A 26340-nucleotide genomic window follows, 5' to 3' on the forward strand; every position below is an offset into this window, starting at 1 on the left:
GACTTCCAGCAAGCTTTAATCAACGGCATTAACCAAGCATGATCAAGCTTGCTACAAAATAGGCAATAAGCGTAAGTGCGCCCGCAAATAGTGCGTAGGGAAACTGAGTTTTAACGTGCGTTAATACGTCAGTACCTGCTGCTAGCGAAGATACGGCAGTAGTGTCGGAAATAGGTGAACAGTGATCGCCAAATATGCCGCCCCCCAAAATAGCGCCAATGACCAGTGAAGGGGGTAACCCTAAACTTTGAATCAACGGCACACCAATAGGAATTAGGATGGCGAATGTGCCCCATGACGTGCCTGTGGTAAACGACATGATCGCTCCGGCAATAAATAGCATGGGAACAATAAGCACTAAAGGAAGATACTCTCCCACTATGCCCGCGACAAACACGCCCGTTCCAAGCACCTTAAGGCTATTGCCTAAGGTTAACGACAGTAACACTATGGTTACTAGAGGAAGTAGTTCACCCATCCCTTTAAAACCAATTTCTACCGCTTCCTTGTGGGTAAAACGTTTGTGGATTAAGAGCTGGCCATAGGCAATGGCAGTGGCTAAAGCAGTAGCGTAAAGTACAGATTTGCTCCCGCTGCCTTCAGACAATACCCCATTACCTGTCCAGAACATGAAGCCAACCATGCTTAATACCATTATTATTAGCGGTACCAACATAAAACGTGCCTTGGTGGCAGGTTCCGTAGTTTGGTTAACCTCTACATGCGTGAGTGCTTTTTCTTCCTCAGCCATGGGGCCGTGCACTTTGTCAGCGGAAATAGTGTAGGCCACAATAAGTAAGGTGAAGATAGCGTAAAAGTTAAAAAATACGCTGCCCCATAAAATTGAGGCTGACGAAGCTGGTAGCTCGTATGCATCGAGCAGGCTGAGTATAAATGCCCCCCAGCCGTTCAATAAAATCAAAATGCAAACGGGCGCGCTGGTGGAGTCGATGATGTAGGCTAAGCGCGCGCGGCTCATGCCGAAACGGTCAAACAGACCTCGGGCGAATATGCCGGCAGTGAGCACACTTAAGTTTGATTCTATGAATACAGCGATGCCAGTGAACATGGTCAAGCCGCCAACTTGTTTGCGACTCTTCGCTACCCCTTTGTTTACTAGAAAGTTGACCGTTGCCGTTACTCCGCCAGAGTCACGTATAAATGCGAGCAACGCGCCCACTAGTACAGAGAAAATAAGCACCCGTGTATTGCCCGGACTCGCGGCGGTATCAACCACGCGCTCTATGGCATTAATGGGCGCCATATAGCTGCTAGCGATATCAGCATTTACCAAAATTAACGCTTCCGCGCACAAAACAGCCAGCGCTAATGCGAGTATGACTTCTTTTTTCCAAAAGACGACGGCAATAGCCACAAGAGGGGGGATGACTGACATCCAATCCATACTTCTTTCCAAACTTAAATTTATGTGTGCCTAGGACTTGTTGAGCTTTGATAAGTTACTACGCTCTACTTGCCCTATAGGTATGTCTATTTGCGTAAGAGAATGTGTGATTGCAGTTCAAAGTTGGCGAACATGCTTCTCTCATTTATGCTAGCGTACCGTATTGTGCTTCGTGTTACCAAGGATTAGATAAACATTGTTATTCCAGCAAGTTATTTGTAAAAAACGTGCTTCATTGATGGGCCTTAGCGCTATCTTGTCAGGCATACTCATTTTATTAAGTGCTTCACTGTTTACTGCTAGCGCAACCGCTCAATCTGAAAGTGCTAACGCTTCGAATAATCCTAAGCCCAGCGCTGATGCCGAAACAATTCGCGCTGTAAAAAACATGCTCGGGCAAAAAATCATTTTGGATTTTCGCTATTTCTGTGAAGACAATACGCCGTCTTCGCGCTGCCGTACGCCCATGACCGTAATTCCACCGTCACTTTTAAATGTGCTTAGTACGCACAACATCGGCGGTGTTATTTTGTTTTCAGAGAACATTCAAAATACCGAGCAGTTAATTACGCTCAATTACACCATGCAGCAGCATATGGTAAAAGCAGGTCGTCAGCCGTTATTTATTGCTGTCGATCAAGAAGGGGGCAGAGTAGCAAGGTTGCCTTCAGACATGCTCTCGCCGTTTGCGGGTAACATGGCCATTGGCGCCACTTTTCATCAGCGAGGCAGCGCATTTGCGCAAAGTGTGGCATCTCATATTGGCCAAACGCTTTTACCGCTGGGAATAAACACCAATTTTGCGCCGTCGGTTGATGTAAATAGCGAGCCGAAGAACCCCGTTATTAACGTACGCAGCTTTTCGGAAAATCCAGAGCAGGTAGCCGCACTCGGGCAGACATTTGTCAGTGCTATGCAAAGTACAGGTGTAATGAGCGCTATCAAACATTTTCCAGGCCATGGTGATACCCATGTAGATAGCCACAGTGGCCTGCCGCAAGTAACGCATAGCAAAGCGCAAGCTATGGCGGGTGACATCCTTCCTTTTGCGAATATCATTAATAGTGCAACGCCTCCTGCAATGGTAATGAGTGCACACATTCAGTACCCGTCTTTAGACGATACGACAATTATTGATAAGCATGGTAAGTCACAAATAGTTCCTGCTACTTTGTCGAAGAAGATACTAAGCAATTTGCTTCGCAACCAATTAGGATATCAAGGCCTTATCGTTACTGACGCGTTAGACATGGCAGGTATTACTCAGTTTTTCTCCCATGAAGAAGCATTAGTCAGTGCATTCAGCGCAGGTGCTGATATTGCGCTTATGCCGTTCACCATAAGAAACCAAGACGACATAAAAAAGTTCGCGTTACTTTTGGATAATGCAGCAAATCGAATGTCGGAAAGCGCTTTCTTGAAAGCGTCTCATAATCGTATTATTAAGGCAAAACAGCGCTTTGCTTTGCAAAGTTTTATTTCCAAGCCCATGTCATGGTGGCTCAATGAAGCGAAAGAAAATGCTTCAATGAATAACCCTAACAGTTTGAAAAACAGAGGAATTCAAATTGAGAAAGCGCTTTCTAAATCGTCAGTTTCTGTACTCTTCGGGAAGGATGAGTTGCCAATAACTTCAAATCGCTGGTTGGCGCTTATGCCAGACGCAGCAAGATGTTTAGCATTTGAAGCCGCGCTTACACGCGCACGTTCCAACTTCAACAATAAGACTCTGCAGTTTGCGTGTTTGCCGTTAACTGCGTTACCTAAAACCCAATTAGCAATGAATCTACTAAAACAAGCTGACGTGCTGGTGGTTGGTAATATTAGTCCGCTACATGCTAACTATGAATTAGGAGGAGTCGATTTACCTGAGCATGTGAAACGACGCGCAAGCGAGACTGAGGTGATGGCATTTAGCAAAAAAATAATGGTTGCTGCGAAAGCACAGAATAAAACCGTGGTCTTTGCTCCACTGCGCATGCCATATAAAGCGCATGACGTGAAAGAGCTAGCCGATGTTGCTATTGCTACATTTAGTTATGCGGTGAACATTATACAGCAAAGTGATAAAGAAAATCAGCACGTTACGAGCTATAGTCTTAATGCTTTGGTTGATGTAATACTTGGTAGCGCGCTCGCTGAGGGACGGTCACCTGTTTCGTTGAAATAGGTGGCCACGCGAAAGCAGAGACCAAGACCAAAGATATTGCCCATTTAAGTGCGAACAAAGAGCCATTTCAAAAGCCATTTCAAAAGGAAGTATCGTGAATACAACAAATACATCAGGTGCTACGCAAACTTCATTAGTCGATACGGGATTAAGTGCGTTGTTCCCTTTTGTTCCGCTTCTTGTCGCTATTGTATTGGTAATAAGTGTGCTCATCGCACTGCACTACCTTCTGCTAGCCAAGCAGAGCCATCTTACTAGTGAGCAGAAGTTACCTCGCCAAGTTGGAATGTTGGTACTTACTATCATTGGCGCTGTTGTAATTGCAATGACGCTCCCTGTAAGTGAGAGTACTAGAAATCAGGTTATTGCACTTATCGGCGTACTTATATCAGGTGTGATTGCCTTTTCTTCTACCACCATGGTAGGGAATTTGATGGCGGGGATCGTACTTCGTGTAAATCGTCCGTTTAAAGTGGGTGACTTTATCAAGGTAGAAGGCTACAGCGGTCGCGTTACCGAAATGGGCTTGCTCGATGTGGAAATTCAGACTGAGAGCAGAGAGCTTATTGCCTTTGCCAATACGCTGATGGTGAATTCGCCCGTTTCTGTGACCAGAGCGTCTGGCGCAATTGTTAGTGTGGATATCAGCTTAGGTTACGATATTCATCACAGCATTATTGAAAAGCACTTACTTGTTGCAGCTGAAAATGCTCAGCTGTTAGAGCCATTTGTACAAGTAGTTGGGTTAGGCGACTTTTCAGTAAGTTATCGCATTTCAGGTCTACTAACCGAAGTAAAGAGTTTGCTGAGCGCGCGTTCAAGACTTCACAAAGCCGTACTCGACGCTTTGCATAATGCCGATATTGAAATTGTTTCTCCTAGCTTTATGAATCAACGCCCCCAACCTGACGGCTTGAAAATGATAGCTAAATCGCCTGGACACACTAAACAAGAAGAAGCATCTCCTGAAGACGTTATTTTTGACAAAGCTGAAGAGGCCGAGCAAAAAGAAAAAAGTAAAGAAACGCTGATGCAGACGATCGCCGATATTGATGCAAAAATCGCTGAGAGTGACGGCGAAAACAGAGATGAGCTTAAACATCAAAAAGCCACCGCTGAAGCTCAGCTCGCAGCTTTGGTAAAAACAAAAAATGAAGAAGGTTAGTTTTTACTAACTTTTTTAGCTTCCATTAAATCTGGTGCTATGCGGGTGTGAGTATTTACTTACACATTGTGTGGTAAGTTTAGTATCGCTAACACTTCCTCCACATTTACCTTGATATGATACCTCAAATTCTCAAAGCTAAAGGTGTTTATCTGTCGATCAATCCGTGTCGTCGTAAAGCAAATAGGCCTTTCGTCTTTCTCTAAATTTATTTAAATCTTTCTGCCAACTTTGGCGAATTTCTGTAGGCGTTTTGCCAGTCTGAATTTGAATTCGTAGTGCATCAGTGCCCGCTAATTTGTCGAAGAAATCTGGGCGAGTAAAGAAGGTTTCTTCAGAGGCATTACTGGCGCTGATCATCTTGTTATATTCAGAAAAACGAGAATAGGCATCTATCAATGTAGCGATATCTAAGCCACTAATTGGTGAGCGCTTGTGAGTTGTTTGCTTAGAGTCAGAGCCTTCCAAGATCGTAGGATCAGCATAAGAAAAGACATGTGCACTTAGCAGAGTATTTTCATGTTTGGGGTGGGGCGCTGCACTATTTGCATTTACCGGTATCTTGGTTTTATCAAACTCAACAAACGGGTGGCCAATAAGTTGGAAGGGAAAGTCAGTGCCGCGACCTATACTCACGTCGGTGCCCTCAAAAAAGCACAGCGTTGGGTAAAGGCGTATCGATAAATCGTTTGGCAGGTTAGGACTTGGGGCTACGGGCAATGAATAATGTGCAGTGCGTTGATAATCCTGCACTGGGACAACGGTAAGCTTAGCGTTGTCATAACTGCTCGCGTCAATATCTAACCACTGTTCCCCCACAATCATTTGAGCAAGTTCGCCCAAGGTCATACCGTGTAAGACGGGGATAGGATGCATGCCAATGAACGACGAAAACTCAGATTGTAGTACTGGGCCGTCAACATAACGGCCGTTAGGATTTGGCCTATCTAACACGATAACGTCGATATTACGCGCAAAGGCCGCCTCCAACACATAGTGCAAGGTGCTTAAATAGGTATAAAAGCGTACGCCTACATCCTGAATATCGAAAACAATCACATCGATGCCATCCAACATGTCGGGGGTAGGCTTTTTGGTTGCGCCGTAAAGGGAGTGAATAGGTATACCGGTTTTAGCATCAATATTGCTATCTACCTTTTCGCCAGCGCCTTTGTCTCCTCTAAATCCGTGCTCCGGCGACATAATACTTACAACATTAACACTGCGTTGAAGTAGGGCATCAAGCAGATGCTGATTGCGTTGGCTTGTCTTTACCTTATTTTTTTGTGTAGCCAAGCTGTTGCTCGATTCGCGCTCTTCAGGCTCAACCGTGCTAGAAGGCAATGCGCTGTGGCTCGAAACCAACGCGCTTTGGTTTACCACCAAACTAACCCGTTTACCTGCTAGCAAGGGCAGGTATTTCGAATAGCGTTCAGCGCCTACAGTAAACTGCTTAGTGCTTGATACAGGCTGCTTATCCCCTAGTGTAGGCTGCTTTTCTAATAATGTAGGATGCTTCGCGTTGCCATCTGTATCGCTTGTGTATACATGTGTAGATAAGCTTTGCTGTGCACAGCCGTTAAGCGATAAGCTAATTAGTGCTAGAGAAAGTACTGCAATGAATGCGCTCGACGTTAGGCGTCTAACAACCTTGTTCAATGTGACCGAAGTTAAAACTTTCATAGCATTAGGCTACCGTGGTTATTCGCTTTTATTCACGGCGGAACGTAAATACCCACCGCTAGCATCTAATTGAGCGGCGGCCTGCTCGGCCGATTGCCCCGTTAATACCATTAAAATAGCAACTTTAGCTTTGTTATTACACGCACTAAGCGCTGCTAAAGCAGTATTTTCACTGCAGTCCGTAGCCTGCATAACAATGCGAAGCGCACGGGCTTTTAGTTTTTCGTTAGTGGCATTCACATCTACCATTAAGTTTTGATAGGTTTTCCCCAGCTTAATCATTGTGCTGGTGCTAATCATATTAAGAATTAGCTTTTGCGCCGTACCCGACTTCATGCGCGTACTGCCAGTAAGTGCCTCAGGGCCAACAACTGGGCATATAGCTACATCAGCATTGGTAAAAATAGCGGCGTTAGGGCTACATGCAATAGCGCCGGTAAAGCAGCCAAGCGAACGTGCATATTCCAGTGCGCCACTTACATAGGGTGTACGACCGCTTGCCGAAATACCAATAACGGTATCGTTGTGGTTTAAGGACAGCGCTACAAGATCAGCACGCCCCGCGTCGACGTCATCTTCTGCACCTTCTACGGCGTGCTGAATGGCTTTTTCACCGCCAGCTATCACGCCAACAACCAGTTCATCAGGCACGCTAAACGTGGGGCGGCACTCTACTGCATCAAGTATGCCCAGCCTGCCGCTGGTTCCCGCGCCTATATAAATAAGCCTGCCACCATTTTTAATGCTAATGGTTGCAGCATCCACCGCTTTTCCAATTTGCGGAATTTGCGAGGTAACTGCGTTTGCCACTTTCGCGTCTTCGTTGTTAATGCGGGCAAGAATGCCTTCCGTGCTTAGCGTGTCTATATCGAGGGTGTCTGGGTTTCTGCCTTCTGAAACAATTTTATTCAGTGACTGGGCTAATTCGTTAACGGTGGGCTTATTACCTGCCGCTTGATTGTCAGTACTGACTGTATTTTTAATACTGGCGTTGGCGGATGATTCTGAAGTAGAAGAATTGTGCGAAGACATTGAAAACCTTGGGGCAACGAAATTGTGATAATGAGCTAGCGCAAAGCATAACGGTATTTTATGCCATAAGAAACCTTGCGTTAGATGGTACGTTTTTCATTATTAATCCTGCGCAGCTAATACGTTTCTCGTGGTACACTTTGGCTTTCGATATTCTTTCTCATTAAACATTTAAGGAACGTGTTTTTCTGTGAGCCGACAAACGCAAGCTATCATTCATGCTGATGCCCTTTTACATAATTTTAAAGCCCTTGCTGCTTTAGCGCCCTCAAGTCAGTCTATGGCGGTAGTAAAGGCCGACGCTTATGGTCATGGAGCAGTAAATGTAGCGCGCATTCTTCAGCATGTTTCTTCGCGTTTTGCCGTAGCAATAATTGAAGAAGCCATTGCGCTTCGCGACGCGGGAATTTCTGCGCCTATTGTGGTGTTAGAAGGGGCACATCAGGCAAAAGAGTGCCAAATGGCATTTCAGCATAACTGTATATTAGTTATGCACTGCGAAGAACAGCTTACGTGGTTAGAAAGCTGCCCCGAACAGCAGCGCCCGCATATTTGGCTTAAAGTGGATAGCGGAATGCACCGGTTGGGATTTGCCCTTTCCGATATCGAAGGGATTACTGCTAAGTACAATCATTTACTTAGCGAGCAAACGGTTATTGCTACGCACTTTGCGTGCGCTGACGATGTAGATAATAACTTTACCAACACGCAAATCGATGCGTTCAATCAAGTAGCGAGTAAATTGGACTTGCCAACCAGCGTGGCTAATTCTCCCGCCACGGTAAACTGGCCTGCAAGTCGAAATGCTTGGAACCGTTTAGGTGTGGGGGTTTATGGCGGTGCCGTTTCTACCTCACAAAATCTCGACATTGAAATCTACCCTGCCATGACACTTCGCTCCAGTGTATTAGCGGTACGAACCATACCGGCAGGCGAGGGAATTGGTTATGGTCAAACCTGGGTAGCAAGTAAGCCCAGCAAAATTGCAACCGTTGGCATTGGTTATGCCGATGGCTATCCAAGACACTGCAAAAACGGTACGCCGGTATTGATTAGAGGTAAACGCGCCTATTTAGTTGGCCGCGTTTCTATGGACATGATCACAATCGATGTAACTCATATCGACAACGTCGCGGTGGGCGATGAAGTTGAACTCTGGGGGCAGAATGTGCCAATTCAGGAAGTTGCGGCTAATGCTGACACTATCGACTACGAATTAATGACCCGCGTTTCTCAAAGGGTGCCGCGCATTGTAAAATACCTTTAACTTTCAAAGCAGTGCCAATTTGGCCAATCTTTATATAAGTTTTAATAAAGCACTATTCATTAAAAGAATGAGACTTTTACCCCCATTTTGAGCCTATACTGTATCGGCTTGGTTGCGGGATTGCGGTGAATGTTTCGCCTCCAACTGTGCTGAGCAACAACTCATAGTGAGGTTTGTATGCGTACTTCGTTTTCTCGTCCAAGAGTGAACCGTGGAGTAGTAAGTCGACCGTCAAGACCTGTTCAGAAGAAGCAATAGGTTTGTTGTAGGCGTCTAGGGATACAAATAAAAGATACAAGAAAGCCCGGTTAGGTTGTGCCTAACCGGGCTTTTTATTTGTTGCCCTAATCATCGCTGCTGTCTCTTTTTGAGGGGAGTAACAGCGAAAATTTATGAGCGAATGGCAAAGACTGGCTGAGTAAATTTAGCCGTTTTGTGCGCGAAGCTCGCTGTCTAAGCACTGTTCTAGGCTGTTTTCAGCACGATTTTCCAAGTGATTGGTATCGGCGTTGTTTGACTCAGCGTTTGCCTTTTTTGATTCAGATTCTCCTTGTACTGGGAAGTAACGCTCTGGTCTATGGTTAAGCGAAATAACCATGTTCAAACAAAATGCGGCTAAAATTGAAATCAGCACTAAAGGCCAAGCGATGAAAAACAGAGCACTAAGTAATATACAGCTATCGACGGTTAGCTGGAATGTACCGGCTCTAATATTGAAACGCTGTTGTAAATAGAACGCCATAATACCAACGCCACCAAGGCTTGAGCTATGACGAAACATCATCAGCATACCTACACCAATTAAAATACCGCCAAATACCGCCGCAAAAAATGGATTTACGTGGCTAATATCCACAAACGCTGGAATTTGCTCAGTTAGTACAGAAACCGTGGTGACGGATATAAAGGTGTTAATGGTGAAACGCTTGCTAATTTGCGTCCAAGCTAGGGTGTAAAACGGTAAGTTAATCAGAAAGAATAGCAAGCCGAAGTCCATATCTACGGCATAAGTACCTAACAGCGCTAAGCCTGCCGCGCCACCTACCATTAAGTCTTGAGACTGAAATAAATATACGCCAAAAGCAACAAACAAGCCGGCGCTTATCAGGGCGAAAACATCCTCGATGACACTGTGTTTTGTTTTTTGCATAAGAAAAAGTTTGCGTTAAGAAGACACAGCGTAATTATACGTTTACAACACAGTGGGTTACAGCGAGATGAAAAGTTAACTCGGTGCGATAAATGGCGGAAGGTAAGTTTGCCTTTACGACTTTTAGCGCACCGGTGAATAGGGTGTTGCATCGATGTAAACGTTGCACCAAGCTGGTTCACATAAAACGCAAAAAGTAGAGGTAGCTGCTAGGGAGTCTGATTACTCAACAATAGAGAATACAACGGTATCTTGCTTATTAAACTCTACACTGCATTTCATAATGCCTAAGTGTAGAGGGCTATATGCTTCAATTTTGCTGCCATTTGCAACAAACTCTGTATCCCACAACAATAAGTTTGCAGTATCTAGCTGGCGTTCGACACTTTTTTTCGATACGCCAGGCGTAAAATTATCGCAGAGAATTATGACTTCGCGCCTTGCTTCTATCCAATAAAACGTCGTAGTGATCAACAGTGCTATTGCCGCTATTGCAACAACATCAGCAATAATGGAACGCTTCATGGCCTGCACGTGCTACTTCTCCTCTACTTCCTTACACTATTCATTTAAAACCTTGCCGCAAAAAATATCGCAACGACAAGGCGCACTTATATAAAGTGCAATTAGGTGGTTTGGATCAAATCCCACTTATTGCCAAACTTATCTCTAAAGATGGCTACCGTACCATACACTTCTTCCCGAGGGGTTTCTAAAAATGCCACCCCTTTGCTTTGCATGGCATTGAAGTCGCGCCAGAAGTCGTCAGTATTCAAAATTAAAAATACTTTATCGGCGGCTTGGCTACCAATGAGTGCCATTTCTGTGTCATTTTTTGCTTGCGCCAACAACAAGCTCGTAGCACTGTGTGGTGGGGTTACCAGAACAAAACGCGAGTTTTCGCCGGTTACTTTGTCTTCGGTTAAGGTAAAGTTTAAAACCGTGGTGAAGTATTCAACGGCACTGTCGTAGTCGTCTACAAAAAAAGTAATGGCCGAGAGGTTTTGCGTCATAAATCAGGATCACTTTGAAAGTTAAGCTAAGTTAGCTGCGCATACTACCTAAAAGCTGACTGAGCTGAAATGCGGGTTGTCAGTTATTGCATCAAGTTGAGCGATTTCATTAAGCGCAATATTTTGCGTGGTTTTGTCGATGGACATTTGAATACACTCTGTGGCCACGTCGTTGCGTTTATCGATAACTGTGGTCAGTGCTGTACCCTTTACCGTATTCCCGTCTTTTAATACTACGCTCACCTCAAGCCCATACATGCAGGCAATTTCGATGTAGTCGTAAAGCTGGCACGCTATGTTCACATATTCCCCTATTCACTGTTCAAGTGGCGACCAATTAGTAGAGTAGACCTGACGTTCACAGCAAAACTTTCCGCATCTACCGCGCATACATAGCGCTTTACTTTCCACAGTAAACGACCAATGTTTAAATGCCGCCGCCTTGCGGGGGGCGATTAATTTCCATGAGTCACTTCACAGAAGTCTGACCTTAACAAATGATCTTTTTTTAAGGTTTGCTCAGTATTGTTAGTACTGAAGGATTTATTTTGGTGCGCGATACAACTAAGCGCTTGAACGCCCCTCATGTTTCTTAGAGGCATTTTTTAGCAAAGGGTTCCCGCCAAAAATTCAATACAGGAACAGTAATGAACAAGCTACTATCCGCATTTTCTTTAGTTTCAATAGCCTCGTGCACCTCAAGCTTCGCAAATGCCGACGAACTTCCCTTTAATTTAAGCGGTCATGTTAGGGTTAACTACGGGCATCAAGACTGGCAAATTCCCGAGTTTAGAGATGGTTTCGAATTTGAATCATTCAAACTTGGCGTGTCGGGTGAGTCAGATCAATTTAGCTATAAAGCCGAATATCGATGGTACGAAAACACAGACTTCGACACAGTAAGGTTCGCCGACCTGACTTATCATTTCGATGAGCAAACCGAGATTACAGCAGGTATAACCCAAACACCGTTTGGTTTGCAGCCCTTTGCCAGTAACAACTTTTGGTTCTCGGTAAATTATTACCTTGGCTTCGAAGATGATTACGATGCTGGAGTGAAAATAAACCACGATTGGGGCAACTGGGATTTTCAAGCCGCCTATTTTATGAACGACGAGTACAACGATGCCGCTGAGTTTGGGCGCTATTCGTTCGACGTGGCGGACGACGGTGAATATCGAAATAAAGAAGACGGCCAATATAATTTACGTGCTAACTACACGGCAAACTTTATTCACGGAGGCACTACCGATATTGGCGTGTCTTACCAATACGGCAACATCTTAAACCTGGATACCCTGGATGATGGTGATATGAATGCCTATGCCGTGCATATGCGCCATACCCAAGGCGACCTGAAGGTCGAACTGCAGTATATCGACTATGAATACGATTTGGCTGCACCAGAAGGGCAAGCGGACGATCGCATAGCGCTATCCTCTTTCACCTTCCCGTTCTTAGCCGCGGCCGACGGTAAAACCTATTCAGCAAACCTTGTGTACTCTGTGCCTTATAAGTTTACTCACATAGAATCACTTACTTGTTACTCAGAGTACAGCGTGGCAAAAGGTGAAGGAAGTGAAGGGAAAAACTCGTCGCAGTGGATAAACGGCTGTAGCTTTGGCTGGGATAAATTGTTTGTATATGTAGATAGTATCCAAGGCAAAAACATGTGGTTCTCAGGCGGTCCGGGCGTGGGACTCGACTTAGGTGGTAGACAAGAAACTACCCACCGCCTGAACATAAACCTTGGTATTTACTTCTAATCACTAACAGGACTTTGACATGCGATTACTATTAATAGCGACATTTATACTAGCGCTAGTTCCAATGCAAAGTTTTGCCCATGCGTGGATGAAACTGCGAATAGCGACCACAGAGTATGCCCCTTATACGTCAACTGACATGCAGCACGACGGTTATATCAATCACATTATCGCTGATGCGTTTTTAGAAACGGGCGTTGTGGTTGAGTTTGTATCTTTACCCTGGGAAGAAGCGCTTGAAGCAACACTGAAAGGCGAATACGACGCCATTTCATACGGCAATTTTGTGCGCGCCCGGGAAAGTGAGTTTTTCCACAGTAACCCTATTAGTGCGGAAAGCTTGGTGTTTTATGTTAATGCTGAAAAGGGCCCTGATACTTGGGCTGAATTAAGCGACTTAAAAGACCTAAAGATGGGCGTAACAGAAGGGTATTTATACAACGATGAACTTGCCGCTTACATTAAAAGCAGCAGTAATGTTGTGGAAAGTGCCACAGACAAAGACAATTTACAGGCGCTGATTGAAGGTAAAATTGACGTTTTTCCCATTGATGAGTTAACAGGATGGTACTTGCTTCAGCGTGATTTCGATAGTGGCGACCGCAGAGATGTGATGCCCATTAAGCCGTTTATCTCAACTGTAACCACGCATCTGTTAGTGCCTAAAGGCGAAAGTGACAGTCAGCTTATTCTGTCGCTATTTAATAAAGGGTTAGAAGAGTTAACGCTGGACGGAAAACTGACCCGCTTTAAACGCCTTCTAAAAGAAGGCTACTATCAGCATCCGCAGAAAAAAGTGAATTTTGACAGACGCTAGCTGGCGTTTCAGGCCTAAGGGGCTATATAAAAGCCCCGCTGGCTAAACGCCAAAGACATAATAAATTAAACTAAAAGGGCAGTGCGATAATAAAAATAATCTATATACTTCAGTGCACATGATACTGATGTAATGGTTATTTCCTAATGCGCAGCCCTTTATTTGTGCGACTTTACGGGCGAGGTCGTTTTCGCTCGCTGTTGAGCACATGCCTTCTGCTAATACTCGTTGGTATTTGCCCGTTAGCCAACGCGTCGAGTGATGAAATAGCCTTTGATGTCTCTGGCTCGTTTAGAGTGCGCTACGAGTCGTTGAATAACCCTATATTTCCAACATCATCAGCTGCACGAGAACAAAGTAATCAGCGTCTTTCAACACGCTTTATCGTGAATTCTACGGTAAGTTATCAAAACCTCGCGGCAACGATCGAAATACGTGACTCGCGAGTATTTCTTGACGAAAACGATCCAACGCTAACGGCCAATCAGGTTAATACACTGGAGCCTACACAGTTTTTTATCACTTACAAACCTGAACGAGCATCTGGCTTATACGAAGTGTCTGCGATAAAGGTAGGGCGTATGGAGCTCGACTACGGCAGTCGCAGGCTATTGGCCAAAACAGCCTATCGCAATGCCACCAATAGCTATGATGGAATAGTGGTGGAAGCAAGATTTGCAGATTGGCAAGTGCATGGCGTTTACGTGTTGCCGGTATCTCGCTTTCCTACTGACAGTGAAAGTCTGGACGGGAACGAACGCGCGTTCGACAAAAGCTTTAGCGAACGAAAATTCTTTGGTGTGTACGCTGCGTCAAAAGACAACAACGTCAAGCTGCAAAGCTACTGGTTAAAAGAAGACGATAGTGAAGCACTTGCCACCAAAAACCGTGATCTGTACACATTGAGTGTGGATTATACCCAGCCTTTTAATAATGGCCTGATAACAAATATAGAAGTGGTGGGGCAAACGGGAACTTCTTATCAAACCGCATCTGCTAACGATACAGACGAGAAAGACGTTCGTGCATATATGCTGTTTGGTTATGTTGGGAAACAGATTACAGACAACACCTTTCTTAGAGCTGAAGTTGACTATATCAGTGGCGACAACGACACAATCGATGACACAATCTCTGACTTTGATACCTTATACGGCGTGCGACGTTTTGATTTCGGACCTACTGATGTATATCAGGCTATGCCACGTAGAAACCTAAAAGCAGTGGGGCTTCGAAGCGTGTCTAAGCCAGCAAAAGCGCACAATATTATGCTTGGTTACAAAGCCATGTGGTACCAAAAAGCACCTCAAGATGTGGACAGTTTCATTGGCCATCAAGTGGAAGCTCGCTGGCGTTATCAAGTGCGACCCGAGTTGCGATTAGTGCTAGGTGGAGCCTACCTCAAAAAAGGAGAGGGTTTTGCGCGTGGAGATTACAGCGACAACAGCGCCTTTTTATTCACTGGCGCTTTGTATACCTTTTAAAATCTCCGGCTAAATAGCCCGCGTAAACTGGGTACAGCTGCTTACACCACAAGCCTTGCAGATGAGCGCGTACTCTCTTTTCTGTTCATTATATTACTGATATGGTTAACGGCTATTTTGAAATGCCCATTTAGAGGTTGCCTTGTCGTATTCAGCTGAAACATCGTTTTTTGCCCGTTGTATTGCACTATTAAAATTGCTCGGCCCGGGTGTGCTTATGGCAACAGCGGCGGTAGGCGGTAGTCACTTAGTAGCATCAACTCAAGCGGGGGCGAAGTTTGGTTGGCAGTTAGCGCTGCTTATATTGGTAGTTAACTTACTCAAATACCCATTCTTTAGAGCAGGCGTTAGCTACACCATCAGTACAAAACAAACCCTTCAGCAAGGGTACTTGGGAATGGGACGACGATATTTGGCCATTGCCTTGGGTTTGAATACCATTGCGTCGGTGGTCAATGCTGCAGCGCTGTTGTTGTTTGCAGCAAGCCTATTGTCGTATTTTATTCCTTTCGATATCGCTATAACGTTGTCCGCTTCAGTGGTTTTGGCACTTATTTTAATCATTCTACTCGCTGGCCATTTTGAAGGATTGGACAATATCGCCAAAGGCATAATGGGCGTGCTTGTGGTGGCGACTGTAGCCGTATTCGTGGTGGCACTAAGCAATTATTCTGCTTCACCAGCACCTGCCGTGGCGCCGCCTTCGCCTTGGACGCTCGCTACATTAGGCTTTTTAGTCGTCACAATGGGGTGGATGCCCGCACCTATTGAAATATCGTCCATTACTTCACTTTGGTTAAAGCGCCAGTGCAAAGGGCAAGCCGTAACGCCAAAGTCGGCCCTTTTCGATTTTAATTTAGGTTATGCAGTGACGGTGCTACTCGCATTGTTGTTTTTGGGCTTAGGTGCATTAATTTTGTATGGCAGCGGTACAGAGCTAAGTACCAGCGGTATCGGCTTTTCCCATCAGTTAATTAGCATGTACTCATCAACCATTGGACAGTGGGCGCATTGGCTTATCGCACTGGTTGCATTTTTGTGCATATTTGGTTCGGCGCTAACCGTTTACGATGGTTATGCGAGGGTGGTTGCCGAAGCAATAGCGCTTCTTTTTAACAAAGACAAAAACGCACGAAATACGCTGGTAACGCCGGTGTTGCTGTTTATGGCAGTGGCGAGTTTTATTATTGTGTTGTTCTTTAAATCTGCGCTATTGGCAATGTTAGGTTTTGCGATGTCGCTGGCTTTTGTTACTACTCCAATGTTTGCTTGGCTTAACCATAAGCTTGTGGCACAAACTAAGCTTCATCAAGACGCGGCACCAAACGTAATAGTGAAGCTGCTTAGCTATTTAGGCCTAATCTATCTATTTGGGTTTCTAATGGTGTTTATATGGTGGAAGTGGTTTAGCTAGCCACTTCCTACCGTAACGAGAGCGCAAAGTACTTTAGGTGCTGTGCAAGTCTCGCCTTAGTAAATTAGTTTAATTACGCGCACTTATGCGAGCCCTAGCGCAATACTCATCTATACTGTAGATGACATCGTTTGAGGAGTTCGCAGCTTGGTGCGTGGCAAAAAACTATTTCCTTCCACCCTTTTATTATGGGGTAAGCGTATCATGCTGCTTTCGCTTATGAGTGCGGCAATGTGGGGCTGTTCAAAAGAACCGCAGCAAACTATCCACTGGCACAATGCTTACGATATTGAACGCGAACTTCATCTTTTGGGGCAGCAAGAAGACCCTCGCGAAATCTACAAAAGGCTTCAAGGTATTAAGCAACAAGCTTCGCTACAGCTTTCTCAAATGCGTGAAGCAGGTAATCAGGACCCGCTATTTAGGGAATGGTTGGAGTCGCTACGCATTAGCTTATCGTTAGCCCCCTTGTACGGCGATACCATTGAAACGTGTAGCGTGTGGCAAGGCGCCATGGAAGACGCTTGGGGAGTGGGAATAGTGCAGTTTAATGAACGAGCCAAACTCGTGTGGCGGGTAATGGTGGCTACCTGCAACGCACGAGTTCGCTCGGTATAGTACTAGGTTTTACTTAGTATAAACGGGGCGAGCCGCTGTTAGCGTTGCCACTTTATCTATCACTTGCTGTACTACTGCAATGTCTTCTGGCGCTGTTAACACATCACAAATCCAATGGGCTAATTGAGCACAGTCTTCTTCACTAAAATTGCGTGAAGTGACCGCAGGTGTGCCAATTCGAATACCACTTGTAACGAATGGTGACTGCGGGTCGTTGGGTACTGTGTTCTTATTTACCGTTATATTCACGCTATTTAATATCGCGTCGGCTTCTTTCCCCGTCATTCCTTTGCTTACAAGACTTAGCAGGAACATGTGGTTGTCGGTTCCATTAGATACTACGTCAAAGTCACGCTTCATAAATACATCAGCCATAGCTTGTGCATTAATAACTACCTGCTTTTGATAAGCGCGGAACTCTGCTGTCATGGCTTCTTTAAGCGCTACCGCTTTTGCGGCAATAACGTGCATAAGTGGGCCACCCTGAATGCCAGGGAAGATTAATGAATTGAATTTCTTTTCAAGCTCGGGGTTTGACTTACACATAATAAGCCCGCCACGAGGGCCACGCAGTGTTTTATGGGTAGTAGTAGTAACCACGTGAGCCGCGTTAATTGGCGAGGGATAAACACCGGCCGCAACAAGTCCTGCAACATGTGCCATATCTACGAGTAAATACGCGCCCACGCTATCAGCGATGTCTCTAAACTTCTGCCAGTCGACCACGCGAGAGTAAGCGGAAAAGCCCGCTACAATCATTTTTGGCTTGTGCTCTTTAGCCAAGGCTTCTACTTGGTCATAGTCAATTTCACCGGTTTCTGTGTTCAAGCCATACTGAATCGCGTTGTATAGTTTTCCCGAGAAGTTAGGCTTTGCACCGTGTGTGAGGTGCCCACCGTGATCAAGGCTCAACCCAAGAATGGTATCGCCAGGGTTTAATAGCGCCATATAAACTGCAGTATTCGCTTGAGAGCCAGAGTGAGGCTGCACATTCACATAGTCAGCTTCAAACAATGCTTTAGCTCTGTCGATAGCAAGCTGCTCTACTTTGTCCACCGCCTCGCAGCCACCGTAATAGCGCTTGCCCGGATAGCCTTCTGCATACTTATTAGTTAGCTGACTGCCTTGCGCCTGCATAACCGCTTTGCTGGTGTAGTTCTCCGATGCAATCAGTTCAATGTGATGTTCTTGGCGTTCGTTTTCTTGCGCAATAAATGCTGCGATATCTGGGTCTTGTTCGTGAAGGTGCTGGTTAAGTGGGTTCATGCTGGCTCCTAAATGTCATTATTTTGTATCTGATACTAGGAGTGTAAAAAGAATAAATAAAATTAATAAAAAATATGGCATTATAATTTTATTAAATGGCCTTGTGAGCAAGTTTGGCATCAGTAAGGCAAAACAGCAGGCAAAGCTAATAGAGAGGTGTACAGCAAAGTAATGAAAAACTTATCGATAGATTTTCTGCGTTCGTTCGTGCTTATTGCACAGACGGGTAGCTACACACAATGTGCGGAGCAGCTTCAGCGCACACAGCCTGCCATTAGCTTACAGATAAAAAAACTAGAAGAAATGATTGGGGAAAAGCTATTTTCCCGCGACAAAAACCGCTTGGCACTGACTGGCGCTGGTAGTCGCTTATTGTCGTATGGTGAAAAGATAGTGGCTCTTAACGATCAGGCTATGGCCGAATTCGGCAAGCCGCAGGTTACGGGAAATATTCGGTTAGGCATTCCCAGCGAATTTAGTACAACGCTTATGCCTAAAATTATTCGACGGTTCACGCAAACCTATCCGGAAATATCGCTAGAGGTGCATTGTGCGCTAAGTAAAGACTTAATTAGTGAGCCGCTTAAAAGCCAGTTCGATTTAATTCTTTCGCTACAAGAAACACCTGATCCTCAGCAAGACGGCTACATCATTTCAGATCAATTGGTATGGGTGGGGAGTCAGCGCTTTGTAAATAGCGTGCCTGCTAAACTGCCTATTATTGCTGCACCGTCGCCGTGTATTTACCGCAAGCGAGCAACCAATCTTTTATCGGCCATCAAAAAACCGTGGCAGGTGGTGTACACCATTGCTGACTTAAACGGCATACAAACGGCCATTAACGAAGGACTGGGCATAACCGTTCTTGCAAAAAGTTCGGTGCCGCCTGGGCTACACGTTTTATCTAATTCAGAAAGTTTACCCGAGCTTGGGCATGTGGGTGTTTGTTTAGTTAACCCTCAGAAAGTGTCATCGAAAGCGATTAGCTTGCTTACTGAAACCATTACCAACGAAGTCGCAAACTTTTAACAGGAAATAGCAAGCGCGCTTGCTAAACAACAAGGCAAGCGCACCGAGAGGAGTAACAGCTTTTCAATAAATGCCGTCTATGCCTTTTTAACAAATTGTGCAGTTAGCATCATTTCACCAGCACCATCTACTTTACAGTCTAGCTGGTGGTCTTTGGCATCTTTCACATGACGGATAACGGCTTTGGTACCAATTTTAAGTACCAATGAACTGCCTTTTACCTTCAAATCTTTTGCTAACGTAATTTTGTCGCCGGCTACTAACGGTGTTCCGTTGAAGTCTTTTGCTGAGACTTCCTCTTCTACCTCGTTCGGGTTCCACTCGTGTCCACATTCAGGGCAAATAAGTAGAGGCTGATCTTCGTATACATATTCTGATTGGCAATGCGGGCAAGGAGGTAACGACATGTGGAATTCTCTTAAAGTACTAAATTAAAGCGCTCGGGTCATAAAGTGGCTGTTGGGATCGATTGAGTAACTGCCAAATGGACCGCAATCAACAAAACCAAACTTTTTGTATAGGGTTCTGGCCGCTAAAAAGTAGTCTTGCGTTCCTGTTTCTAAACTTACCGAACTAAACCCTTTCATTTTCGCATGTTCTAGGGCAAAAAGTAATAACTGAGACGCTACACCGCATCCTCTAAACGGCTTGGCTGTGCGCATAGATTTTAGCTCGGCGCTATGTGTATCAAGGGTTTTAATAGCGACGCAGCCCGCAAGCTGTTGCTGCTTCCAGCCACTAAAAAAAGTAATGTTCGAAGCTTTTAGTGCTTCAACATCTAATGCATGTACGCTCTCAGGTGGCGATGTAGCATACATATCAGACAAATGCTCTTCTAAAAGCGCTAGCACTTCTCCTCCGGTGAGATCATCAATAATAATCTTCATGTGCTTTGGCCTTTAGGTATATTCTGAGTAGACGGCGGTACAAGCCTGTTTGTTAAGTGCTTAAGGGTTTAGTCATGTTAAAAAAGCGGTCGTCTTCACTTTTAATGATAAATCCCACTTTTTTATAAAGTGAAACGGCAGGGCTAACTTTGAATACTCGTAAGTCAAGCGAGCTAGTATTGGCCCCTAACGCTAGTCTTTCTGCTTCTTCAATGGCAGCACTACCTATGCCTTTGTTTTGGGCGCTGGGTATGACCTGAAGGTCGCGCAATATACAGGTGCTACCGTCGTATTGAAGGCGCATCACCCCCACCGTTTCGCTGTCTACTTGAATGTCGTAATTAATGAGCTCTGCGGTAACCCCAAGCACTTTTTCGGCGTCCCAATCAGGCGCAAACTGAGCGTAATAATCGCGCATGTTATTAAAGGTAAACTCAGCAGCCCTTGGTAGGTTCGTACTTGGAATAAAGGTAATCTTCATCGCGTTTTCTTCGTTATTTATTGCAAGCAAGACTCTTATCTGTGACTTCTTGGTGCGAACATAATTATCGCCATACCAATCAAAGCGACAAAGGTGCCCACCAAGTCCCATAACGTTGGCTTCACTCCATCAACAAGCCAAAGCCACATAATAGCCATAAAAATATAAACACCACCGTAAGCGGCGTATACGCGCCCGGCAGCGGTTGGGTGAAGTGACAACAGCCAAGCAAAAAGCGCGAGCGATATAGCCGCTGGTACTAACAACCATATGGACTTATCTTCTTTCAACCATAAATAGGGCAGATAGCACCCAACAATTTCAGCAAGTGCAGTAATAACAAACAAACCAATGGTTTTTAATTCCAACGGGCAGGCCTCTTTTGAAATACTGCTGGTAAGCAAATAATACCTTTGAAAAGGGCATTAAAGTGCTACTCGCACGCCATGCTAGGAAACTATCTTTCACTAGTTATCGTCGCTTTCAGAGCTAAACAAGCCTCTAAAAAGCGCGGTAAGTGCTCCAGACACCGTATCTTCTATAGCATCGTTTTTGTGGTCACGCTTTTTGCTGTATCGGTTAGTAGATTCTTCTCGCTGTCTTTTTTCAGCACTGGCACTAGCCCCATCAAGAAAGTCTCTTGCAGCCCTATCAGAAGTTGAAGCGCACCCTGTTGAGATTACGCATATTGACAAGATTACTATCAATTTAATCTTCATGTTATCTAAATTCCTATCACCGTATAACGTCTAATAAAGGGCATATTAAAGTGGAGCGTAACAACGAATCGTTATGTACTTTGCTTGCTCATACCTCTAATTGCAAAGAAGTAATAGATTAAAAAACCCAACCACGAAAAGAAAAGGGAAATGGCCCCCCATGCTAACTTGTGTATGCCTTTAGCTTTTTTGGATGTTAAGGCAATTAACGCTGGTAGAAGTGTAAGGCTGAAAAGCACGATAAAAATAATGATTTGCCAAAAACTCATATTAAAAGAACTCCTTATCTTTTGGTTTTTAATTACAAGGGCTGCACCAAGCTCACCGAATGTAGTCAACTAACCTCTACTCGTTTCTATATCCATTGATTTCAACGAATTATTTTTTATTTACTTGAACTACAGCCTATAGAATCAAGTTTTCTGAATTACACACTATAGTCTTAATCGTCATTTTGTTAAGACATTTACTGCGATTTTTGTTTTGAAGCGTGAGGCATAATAGCGTAAAAAACTGAACAAATTGCTATCACATAAAAAGAATGGAAGAAAAAGCCCACCATATTTAACGCATCTGCTTCACACTGTGTTTGCAGGCCAGAGCAAAAAAAGAACTCCACTACGAATGAAGACAGTACTCCTAAGCCAAAAATTGCCATATAACTGAACAACGGTTTGAGCTTTAGAATTCCAATAATCAGCAAAACAACAACTACTGGAATAACAATAATTAGCGCAGTCTGCATAAATCCCTCTTAGATTGATTTGGCTACTCACAATCCTGTGAAAGAAACTTGGTAGATTACGGCCTGTTAAACCAAATATAAACTGCATACAATAAACAACCAAGTTAGTGATATACCGAGTACTATTTTTAACGTTGGTAACTTAGTTTGTGTTAATGAATAAATCGCATATGAAGCGGGAATGACAGAGAGACAGCCTCCAAGTACTAAGCCTTTAAAAAATCCTGCGATTAGCCCCCATTCATCTGCAATAAATGCATAAACCCAAGTGACTCCCCAGGCTACAAAGCAAAATGAAAGTAATAACTTGGCTATTCTGGCTTTTACCTTTACATCTTTGCTTTTCATAAATATCCCGTTAGATAGTTACCAGAGGTAAATAACGACTCAACATTGTGTCTTCCCTAGGGAAGATACAGTCGAGAGACGAACTTGGCTGATTTGTAAGGCCAACATCTATTTTGAAAGCAAATGGTTTGTGGTTACCTGAGCCATGTTGTCTATTTCATCAGCTTTACTACGCATTGTTTGAAAGGCTCTACTTTTGAACTTAATTCTGGGGGGAGTATTTCGGTACCGTCTGTTAAATCTAGAATGCCTGACACTACTGGTTTGTCAGTTGTCGTATCTATCTTAGCATTTATGGTCATGGAAAAGTTGTAGCCGTTTGGGAGTAGAGATGCGCATTTTTGGACTGAATTTAAGGGAGCTGGGTTACTGAATGATTGAAAGGCTAACAGTGAAGATAGCAAAGTGGCTGAGCCAATAAAAAAAGCTTTTTTGTTCATGGTAATTCCTTTTAACGTATTTTGCTGTCTCAAACTTCGACCTTAACTGAGCTACAAAGTTCTGTAGCTAACGTCGCAGCGAACGTGCTCATTGGCTTGTTATATGTGTACAAATTAAAACCTTTCACACCTCACTTTAGTAAAAACTAGCTACAAAGAGGATGATATTTGTTCTAGGCAATTATTTACTTGCCCATCGGTAACAATAAAACCACCCAACAGGCGGGATCAAGAAGTTGAGCAAGACGGCGTAAATGACAACCAACCCGATATTGTCAGCCTTTCCTTTAGCAAATTTGATGGTAAAGAAAATTACAACTAACGCGAGGATGAAGAGTGCTTGCCCCCAAAATGTTGCATTTAGATTCATAACATTCCTTATTGATGAACTTTCTGAAAAGCATCGGTGTTCCCCATTAAAAGTGGACGTCCATGTTAAGCGTATTTTGCTTCGTATTCATATGGGCTGACATAACCCAATGTTAAATGCCGCCTACTCTGACTTTGAAAAACTTAGTTTTTTCGCTCAAATGTTGATATGACCAAGGAGGGTTTACTACATCAATGTTAGAAACGCCCAGCGTAGCAAGCCCTTCGAGTGAATAGTCCCAGCCGATAAAGTCTTCTTTCTCTGCGAACTCTTTATATTCGGAAGATTGCCCTAGTGTTGTTATTCGCTGGTCCACGCCAATTTTTTCGAAGAAGTTTCGCTCACGAATTACAGCTGACCTCATATATTTTTCTAAGCTCTGCTTTGTTGATTCCCGCTCTTCCTCAGGAATAGCATCAATAAACGATGTAATTTCTTTCTCCATTCCGGTTGTACCACCGTGGAAACCAATAACTGCGTGACTCGAGATCCTGTGATGGTTTGCTGCAGAAAAAACGTAGTTGGCGCATGATGAGAGACAATACTCATTGACCTCAAGCTTCAAATCATAGTCATGAACAATATCACCAAGATCCATTCCATGATTGATTTCACCGCCTTCGGACGTTATAGACAGCCATTCAACTTTACTCTTACCACTTTTCAGAATTGAAAGAAGTTTCTGATTTGCTGATGGCGATAATTTACCGTGATAAATTACTGTGTTTTCGTTTAAATCGACAGTTGTTTCGCCACCCTGCGCTGGCACGAATGATAGAGAAATAATTAAAATAAAAGACCATAAAAGTTTAAACATGTACCTTCCTTGTGGCATTTAACACCCGCATAAAGGGCGATAACACATGGGCTAAAATCCGAGCAAAGCGACAGAGCCCACGTGTTATTGTCCCAGGGAGCCTGCGACCGACTACAGCGGTTTGTTATGCACTTTTCTATGCAACCTTATTTTTATCCAAGCGCATTGCAGAAATATAGTTTAGAAAAGCTCTACCATGTTTAGTGATGATCCATTTGTCTTCATCGTTTTTTACTAAATCCCAACTCAAAAGAAATTGCATATAATCTGAAAATTGAACACCGTTAAGTATCTTGGTGTTTTTTTGCTTAGCATTCTCAAATATAGGAAGAATATCTTTCACACTGCATTGTCCATTGTTTTGTACTGAAAGATATTCGAGGACCTGTATTTGCGAACCAAATATATTGAAATACACTTTTTCGAAGGTGTTGATAATCTGCTGCTGGGCTAAATTTTTGACTAATATGTCAATTTTATCCTTTTCACCATCAATTTTAGTGAGATCATTTGTGATATGGGCCTCAACTTCGGTTCTGATTCCAGTCGTATCAACTGGGATGAATCTTGTCAAATCCTGGTCTTCGAGTTTTATCGGTTTGGCATGTTGATTGTTTTCATAAAATTGAAACTCCGTATCTCCATGTTTAGCAGACTTTATGCCACCACCAAATATGCCAGACACTCTGTCTTTTAATACATATGCTATTACGCAGGTAACGAGAGGCCATGCTCCATACTTAACTAACTCGATGATAAAAAGTTTCGATTCCATAGCCGAAGTTTCCAAAATGCATAACGCTCGCTTAACCGGCGCAAAAACAGCAGGCTAAAATAAGCGACGAAGGAGCGCAGCCTGCTGTTTAGCGTCCCTTGGTTGAAGCGCTTGTTATGCTTTTTTCCAATATATTCGACTAGCAAAGCTTCAAAACCTCTAACTGCTGAAATAACGGTGATTACTTCATTAGGCTCAATATCAAGATTCTCGGGGCTACGAGGGTGCATTAGCCGATCACGGATCTTGATTGCCTTTTTCAGGTCGCTCCACCACGTAAGACCTGCATCAAATGATTGATTTAAGCTATGAGCTTTAGAATATAAATTAAAAGCAAATTTGATATTTTTCGTTAGATTGATATGAGCACTAACTTCGACAACGTTGCCTTTTTCATTTAACTGATGAGAAACTTCAAACGCAAAGTCAATTTCGGCCTGAGTTAGTTCAATACCATTTTCAATTGCATCATCAATTGCCGCAATCTTCATAGCAAAACTGACTCCTTCGATATAGGCGAAACCAGCTCTAACAAGCTGGCGAGCATTGAACTCATGTTCAGCAAGAGTTGAACCATCCTCTTGCTTTTCGCCATTCTCAATATCTTTTATGACATTGGAGTAACACCGCTGAAAATCTTCGCCTAAAGTTACAATAAGTTCACTAGTACTTCTTTCGTCCATACTTCCTCTAAAAAGCATAACAATTTAGTGTAAGGAAAAAATCCTTTATGCAAAGTGGATAGTTTCCATATATCACATTTATAGTTTTGCCACTTTCGCACGTAAATACACTTCCATCAATAACCTACACCTAGTATCTGAAAATACTGTACTTAAGTACGGAATCTTTCCTTTTTATTTTACGGACGAGTCAAAAACCGCAATTCTGTTTTTATTTACAGTAATTAAAATCAAAAAAATGAAATCAATGTTCATGCAAATGGTGATAGAGCACATGCAAAACCGTCGCTATGCGAAGCGTTCGATTGAACTCTATAGTAAATGGATAATTAGTTTTATCCGCTTCAATAATAATAAGCACCCATCTGAAATGGGAGACAAAGAGTTGAGTGTTTCTGTCTCACTTAGTTAACGCTAAGAATGTGGCTCAGGCTACTCAGGCTAGCGCGCTAAATGAACTGGCGTTCTTGTATCGCGATATATTGGAAAGGCCACTTCTCGATTATCTATCGATCCTGAAAACAAAAGAGTGCGATGACATCATATTGATGAATCGAGTATACAAAAAGCAATACGGAACACGGCAAAAACTTGTGACATTAAAAAGAAAGTTACGCCTCATACGCTGCGCCACTCTTTTGCAACGCATTTGCTGCAATCGGGCGTTGATATTAGAACGGTGCAAACACAGTTGGGTCATTCAGACGTAAAGACCACACAAATTTATACTCACGTGCTTCAGCAAGGTGCGCAGGGGGTGATAAGTCCTTTATCTCGTGTTTTGAAGTAATCTTTA

29 protein-coding genes and 1 pseudogene are annotated in these 26340 nt (G+C 43.7%); 10 read left to right on the plus strand and 20 right to left on the minus strand.

From position 1 onward, the window contains the following. Window positions 1–28: 28 nt before the first annotated feature. Window positions 29–1405 (minus strand): Na+/H+ antiporter NhaC family protein, encoded by a 1377-nt coding sequence (locus MASE_RS02150; RefSeq protein WP_014948115.1) that lies wholly within the window; start codon window positions 1403–1405, stop codon window positions 29–31. Between the two features lie 196 nt (window positions 1406–1601). On the opposite strand from MASE_RS02150, the gene MASE_RS02155 reads away from it, so the two are divergent. Together MASE_RS02155 and MASE_RS02160 are read left to right on the plus strand one after the other, a co-directional pair. Next, entirely contained in the window at window positions 1602–3575 is a 1974-nt protein-coding gene (locus tag MASE_RS02155; RefSeq protein WP_014948116.1) for a glycoside hydrolase family 3 N-terminal domain-containing protein, read from the plus strand. Between the two features lie 94 nt (window positions 3576–3669). Then, window positions 3670–4740 carry a mechanosensitive ion channel family protein gene (locus MASE_RS02160; protein WP_014948117.1) on the plus strand — a complete coding sequence of 357 codons (1071 nt, stop codon included), beginning with the start codon at window positions 3670–3672 and terminating at the stop codon, window positions 4738–4740. A gap of 159 nt (window positions 4741–4899) precedes the next feature. Here the strand turns inward: MASE_RS02160 and MASE_RS02165 are convergent, their stop codons facing one another. Next, window positions 4900–6423 carry an exo-beta-N-acetylmuramidase NamZ family protein gene (locus tag MASE_RS02165; RefSeq protein ID WP_014948118.1) on the minus strand — a complete coding sequence of 508 codons (1524 nt, stop codon included), beginning with the start codon at window positions 6421–6423 and terminating at the stop codon, window positions 4900–4902. 18 nt (window positions 6424–6441) lie between these two features. Then, window positions 6442–7455, minus strand: a complete 1014-nt coding sequence (murQ, locus tag MASE_RS02170; protein ID WP_014948119.1) for an N-acetylmuramic acid 6-phosphate etherase — start codon at window positions 7453–7455, stop codon at window positions 6442–6444. 190 nt (window positions 7456–7645) lie between these two features. Between murQ and alr the strand changes: the two genes are divergently transcribed. Beyond that, entirely contained in the window at window positions 7646–8722 is a 1077-nt protein-coding gene (alr, locus tag MASE_RS02175; protein ID WP_014948120.1) for an alanine racemase, read from the plus strand. A 424-nt stretch (window positions 8723–9146) separates the two neighbouring features. On the opposite strand, the gene MASE_RS02180 is transcribed toward alr, so the two are convergent. The 4 genes from MASE_RS02180 to MASE_RS02195 all read right to left on the minus strand — a co-directional run bounded on the left by MASE_RS02180 (window position 9147) and on the right by MASE_RS02195 (window position 11188). After that, window positions 9147–9872: a YitT family protein gene (locus tag MASE_RS02180; RefSeq protein WP_014948121.1), complete on the minus strand. Its 726-nt coding sequence runs from the start codon at window positions 9870–9872 to the stop codon at window positions 9147–9149. Between the two features lie 222 nt (window positions 9873–10094). Continuing rightward, entirely contained in the window at window positions 10095–10406 is a 312-nt protein-coding gene (locus MASE_RS02185) for a hypothetical protein (RefSeq protein ID WP_014948122.1), read from the minus strand. 92 nt (window positions 10407–10498) lie between these two features. Further along, window positions 10499–10885: a VOC family protein gene (locus tag MASE_RS02190; protein ID WP_014948123.1), complete on the minus strand. Its 387-nt coding sequence runs from the start codon at window positions 10883–10885 to the stop codon at window positions 10499–10501. A 48-nt stretch (window positions 10886–10933) separates the two neighbouring features. After that, on the minus strand, window positions 10934–11188 hold the full coding sequence (locus MASE_RS02195; RefSeq protein WP_014948124.1) for a Rho-binding antiterminator: 255 nt from the start codon (window positions 11186–11188) through the stop codon (window positions 10934–10936). A 344-nt stretch (window positions 11189–11532) separates the two neighbouring features. On the opposite strand from MASE_RS02195, the gene MASE_RS02200 reads away from it, so the two are divergent. The 5 genes from MASE_RS02200 to MASE_RS02220 all read left to right on the plus strand — a co-directional run bounded on the left by MASE_RS02200 (window position 11533) and on the right by MASE_RS02220 (window position 16984). Next, a complete protein-coding gene (locus tag MASE_RS02200; RefSeq protein ID WP_014948125.1) occupies window positions 11533–12651 on the plus strand; it encodes a TonB-dependent receptor in 1119 nt (372 codons plus the stop codon). Window positions 12652–12670: 19 nt separating this feature from the next. Further along, window positions 12671–13468 (plus strand): substrate-binding periplasmic protein, encoded by a 798-nt coding sequence (locus tag MASE_RS02205; protein WP_014948126.1) that lies wholly within the window; start codon window positions 12671–12673, stop codon window positions 13466–13468. Window positions 13469–13614: 146 nt separating this feature from the next. Continuing rightward, window positions 13615–14952 (plus strand): alginate export family protein, encoded by a 1338-nt coding sequence (locus MASE_RS02210; RefSeq protein WP_014948127.1) that lies wholly within the window; start codon window positions 13615–13617, stop codon window positions 14950–14952. 142 nt (window positions 14953–15094) lie between these two features. After that, window positions 15095–16366, plus strand: a complete 1272-nt coding sequence (locus MASE_RS02215; protein WP_014948128.1) for an NRAMP family divalent metal transporter — start codon at window positions 15095–15097, stop codon at window positions 16364–16366. Window positions 16367–16513: 147 nt separating this feature from the next. Then, window positions 16514–16984: a hypothetical protein gene (locus MASE_RS02220; protein WP_014975548.1), complete on the plus strand. Its 471-nt coding sequence runs from the start codon at window positions 16514–16516 to the stop codon at window positions 16982–16984. 9 nt (window positions 16985–16993) lie between these two features. On the opposite strand, the gene glyA is transcribed toward MASE_RS02220, so the two are convergent. Further along, a complete protein-coding gene (glyA, locus tag MASE_RS02225; protein ID WP_014948130.1) occupies window positions 16994–18250 on the minus strand; it encodes a serine hydroxymethyltransferase in 1257 nt (418 codons plus the stop codon). Window positions 18251–18421: 171 nt separating this feature from the next. On the opposite strand from glyA, the gene MASE_RS02230 reads away from it, so the two are divergent. Beyond that, window positions 18422–19279 (plus strand): LysR family transcriptional regulator, encoded by an 858-nt coding sequence (locus MASE_RS02230; RefSeq protein ID WP_014948131.1) that lies wholly within the window; start codon window positions 18422–18424, stop codon window positions 19277–19279. 77 nt (window positions 19280–19356) lie between these two features. Here MASE_RS02230 and MASE_RS02235 read toward each other — a convergent pair whose 3' ends face one another. From MASE_RS02235 to MASE_RS02295, 12 genes are all read right to left on the minus strand, one after another. Beyond that, window positions 19357–19686 carry a zinc ribbon domain-containing protein YjdM gene (locus MASE_RS02235; protein ID WP_014948132.1) on the minus strand — a complete coding sequence of 110 codons (330 nt, stop codon included), beginning with the start codon at window positions 19684–19686 and terminating at the stop codon, window positions 19357–19359. Between the two features lie 24 nt (window positions 19687–19710). Beyond that, the gene (locus tag MASE_RS02240) at window positions 19711–20166 is read right to left on the minus strand and encodes a GNAT family N-acetyltransferase (RefSeq protein WP_014948133.1); all 456 of its coding nucleotides are present in this window, start codon (window positions 20164–20166) and stop codon (window positions 19711–19713) included. A gap of 52 nt (window positions 20167–20218) precedes the next feature. Then, window positions 20219–20647, minus strand: a complete 429-nt coding sequence (locus MASE_RS02245) for a GNAT family N-acetyltransferase (protein WP_041693663.1) — start codon at window positions 20645–20647, stop codon at window positions 20219–20221. A 35-nt stretch (window positions 20648–20682) separates the two neighbouring features. Further along, complete coding sequence (locus MASE_RS02250; RefSeq protein ID WP_014948135.1) at window positions 20683–21051, minus strand: YnfA family protein; 369 nt, start codon at window positions 21049–21051, stop codon at window positions 20683–20685. 63 nt (window positions 21052–21114) lie between these two features. Continuing rightward, window positions 21115–21366: a hypothetical protein gene (locus MASE_RS02255; protein ID WP_014948136.1), complete on the minus strand. Its 252-nt coding sequence runs from the start codon at window positions 21364–21366 to the stop codon at window positions 21115–21117. Window positions 21367–21437: 71 nt separating this feature from the next. Further along, entirely contained in the window at window positions 21438–21704 is a 267-nt protein-coding gene (locus tag MASE_RS02260) for a hypothetical protein (RefSeq protein WP_148275216.1), read from the minus strand. Window positions 21705–21832: 128 nt separating this feature from the next. Continuing rightward, window positions 21833–22111: a hypothetical protein gene (locus MASE_RS02265; protein ID WP_014948138.1), complete on the minus strand. Its 279-nt coding sequence runs from the start codon at window positions 22109–22111 to the stop codon at window positions 21833–21835. 66 nt (window positions 22112–22177) lie between these two features. After that, on the minus strand, window positions 22178–22459 hold the full coding sequence (locus MASE_RS02270) for a hypothetical protein (protein ID WP_014948139.1): 282 nt from the start codon (window positions 22457–22459) through the stop codon (window positions 22178–22180). A 152-nt stretch (window positions 22460–22611) separates the two neighbouring features. Further along, window positions 22612–22899, minus strand: coding sequence for a hypothetical protein (locus MASE_RS02275; RefSeq protein WP_014948140.1), 288 nt, complete (start codon window positions 22897–22899; stop codon window positions 22612–22614). A 482-nt stretch (window positions 22900–23381) separates the two neighbouring features. Next, window positions 23382–24086 (minus strand): hypothetical protein, encoded by a 705-nt coding sequence (locus tag MASE_RS02285; protein ID WP_014948142.1) that lies wholly within the window; start codon window positions 24084–24086, stop codon window positions 23382–23384. Window positions 24087–24222: 136 nt separating this feature from the next. Then, window positions 24223–24861 carry a winged helix-turn-helix domain-containing protein gene (locus MASE_RS02290; protein WP_014948143.1) on the minus strand — a complete coding sequence of 213 codons (639 nt, stop codon included), beginning with the start codon at window positions 24859–24861 and terminating at the stop codon, window positions 24223–24225. Continuing rightward, window positions 24831–25544: a hypothetical protein gene (locus MASE_RS02295; RefSeq protein ID WP_014948144.1), complete on the minus strand. Its 714-nt coding sequence runs from the start codon at window positions 25542–25544 to the stop codon at window positions 24831–24833. The genes MASE_RS02290 and MASE_RS02295 overlap by 31 nt, the downstream gene beginning before the upstream one ends. A gap of 238 nt (window positions 25545–25782) precedes the next feature. Here MASE_RS02295 and MASE_RS20375 point away from each other — a divergent pair. Beyond that, window positions 25783–26334 (plus strand): annotated as a pseudogene (locus MASE_RS20375) (phage integrase N-terminal SAM-like domain-containing protein). The last annotated feature ends 6 nt before the right edge of the window (window positions 26335–26340 follow it).

The sequence above is a fragment of the Alteromonas macleodii ATCC 27126 genome, from assembly GCF_000172635.2.
Taxonomy (GTDB): Bacteria; Pseudomonadota; Gammaproteobacteria; order Enterobacterales; family Alteromonadaceae; genus Alteromonas; species Alteromonas macleodii.

Excerpts from the sequence above, each read along its gene's own strand:
- MASE_RS02150 (WP_014948115.1), bottom strand. The coding sequence starts at position 1,405 with ATGGATTGGATGTCAGTCATCCCCCCTCTTGTGGCTATTGCCGTCGTC.
- MASE_RS02165 (WP_014948118.1), bottom strand. The coding sequence starts at position 6,423 with ATGAAAGTTTTAACTTCGGTCACATTGAACAAGGTTGTTAGACGCCTA.
- murQ (WP_014948119.1), bottom strand. The coding sequence starts at position 7,455 with ATGTCTTCGCACAATTCTTCTACTTCAGAATCATCCGCCAACGCCAGT.
- MASE_RS02180 (WP_014948121.1), bottom strand. The coding sequence starts at position 9,872 with ATGCAAAAAACAAAACACAGTGTCATCGAGGATGTTTTCGCCCTGATA.
- MASE_RS02190 (WP_014948123.1), bottom strand. The coding sequence starts at position 10,885 with ATGACGCAAAACCTCTCGGCCATTACTTTTTTTGTAGACGACTACGAC.
- MASE_RS02200 (WP_014948125.1), top strand. The coding sequence starts at position 11,533 with ATGAACAAGCTACTATCCGCATTTTCTTTAGTTTCAATAGCCTCGTGC.
- MASE_RS02205 (WP_014948126.1), top strand. The coding sequence starts at position 12,671 with ATGCGATTACTATTAATAGCGACATTTATACTAGCGCTAGTTCCAATG.
- MASE_RS02210 (WP_014948127.1), top strand. The coding sequence starts at position 13,615 with ATGCGCAGCCCTTTATTTGTGCGACTTTACGGGCGAGGTCGTTTTCGC.
- glyA (WP_014948130.1), bottom strand. The coding sequence starts at position 18,250 with ATGAACCCACTTAACCAGCACCTTCACGAACAAGACCCAGATATCGCA.
- MASE_RS02230 (WP_014948131.1), top strand. The coding sequence starts at position 18,422 with ATGAAAAACTTATCGATAGATTTTCTGCGTTCGTTCGTGCTTATTGCA.
- MASE_RS02235 (WP_014948132.1), bottom strand. The coding sequence starts at position 19,686 with ATGTCGTTACCTCCTTGCCCGCATTGCCAATCAGAATATGTATACGAA.
- MASE_RS02240 (WP_014948133.1), bottom strand. The coding sequence starts at position 20,166 with ATGAAGATTATTATTGATGATCTCACCGGAGGAGAAGTGCTAGCGCTT.
- MASE_RS02245 (WP_041693663.1), bottom strand. The coding sequence starts at position 20,647 with ATGAAGATTACCTTTATTCCAAGTACGAACCTACCAAGGGCTGCTGAG.
- MASE_RS02255 (WP_014948136.1), bottom strand. The coding sequence starts at position 21,366 with ATGAAGATTAAATTGATAGTAATCTTGTCAATATGCGTAATCTCAACA.
- MASE_RS02265 (WP_014948138.1), bottom strand. The coding sequence starts at position 22,111 with ATGCAGACTGCGCTAATTATTGTTATTCCAGTAGTTGTTGTTTTGCTG.
- MASE_RS02270 (WP_014948139.1), bottom strand. The coding sequence starts at position 22,459 with ATGAAAAGCAAAGATGTAAAGGTAAAAGCCAGAATAGCCAAGTTATTA.
- MASE_RS02275 (WP_014948140.1), bottom strand. The coding sequence starts at position 22,899 with ATGAACAAAAAAGCTTTTTTTATTGGCTCAGCCACTTTGCTATCTTCA.
- MASE_RS02285 (WP_014948142.1), bottom strand. The coding sequence starts at position 24,086 with ATGTTTAAACTTTTATGGTCTTTTATTTTAATTATTTCTCTATCATTC.
- MASE_RS02290 (WP_014948143.1), bottom strand. The coding sequence starts at position 24,861 with ATGGAATCGAAACTTTTTATCATCGAGTTAGTTAAGTATGGAGCATGG.
- MASE_RS02295 (WP_014948144.1), bottom strand. The coding sequence starts at position 25,544 with ATGGACGAAAGAAGTACTAGTGAACTTATTGTAACTTTAGGCGAAGAT.